The organism is Psychrobacter sp. 1Y4, from assembly GCF_051847555.1.
In genome coordinates, this window is the sequence record NZ_JBPYDE010000451.1 from 1 (window position 1) to 758 (window position 758).

The 758-nt window shown below is 41.7% G+C and carries 2 protein-coding genes; both read left to right on the forward strand.

Features of this window, described 5'->3' with window-relative positions:
* Positions 1-336 (forward strand): hypothetical protein (locus ACS8FC_RS16905; protein WP_439297640.1); only part of this gene is annotated, 336 nt, incomplete at its 5' end.
* 8 nt (positions 337-344) lie between these two features.
* A complete protein-coding gene (locus ACS8FC_RS16910; RefSeq protein ID WP_439297641.1) occupies positions 345-749 on the forward strand; it encodes a roadblock/LC7 domain-containing protein in 405 nt (134 codons plus the stop codon).
* Positions 750-758 lie beyond the last annotated feature (9 nt).

The window sequence follows — 758 nt, forward strand, 5'->3', positions numbered from 1 at the left end:
CCAGGTCAAGAGCGTTTTTCGTTTTTGTGGGAATTCGTCAATCACTCCTTGTGGGGTTTGCTGATCTTGATCAAGCATGGCGAGACACCTGATTACGCTAACTTAGATAAACTGCTACATTTTTTTGCACCAGCAGAAAAACAGACGACTTGTATTATTGGTATTACACATTGCGAAGATGCTGATAAACAAAGCTTGGCAGCGCTCGGACAAGAAATCAGAGTCATGCTGATGGAGCACGATATAGTGGCTCCAGTAATCAATACAGATCCTAGAAATAAAGAGTCCGCCGTGTCTCTATTATCATTATTTAATACCCTGAACAATCAAGGTTGATGTTAGATATGACTACACAAAACGAAAAATCACCTGCAAAAATAGAACTCTTAAAGCACATGAAAGCCTTGTGTGAAGCCAATAGAGAAATCATATTGGTCAGCCTATGCACCACAGATGGTTTTCCTATCAGCTGCTTCTCGATCAAAGAGTTGAGCAACCAATCCGATAAGTTTGCGGCGATGAGCAGTACGCTATCAGCGCTCAGCGACTCATCAGCTACCCAGATGAAACAAGGTAAGTGCGATATCACAATCGTTGAAGCCACGTCTGGCAATATGCTGTTTGTCAAAACAGACTATATCGGCAAGCCATGTGTATTGACCGTTGTGGCACAAGATAAGATGGCATTAGCAGAAGCAAGATATAAGACTAAGAAGCTGATTGGTGAAATCTCATCTATTACTGAGTAGAGTGAAGTT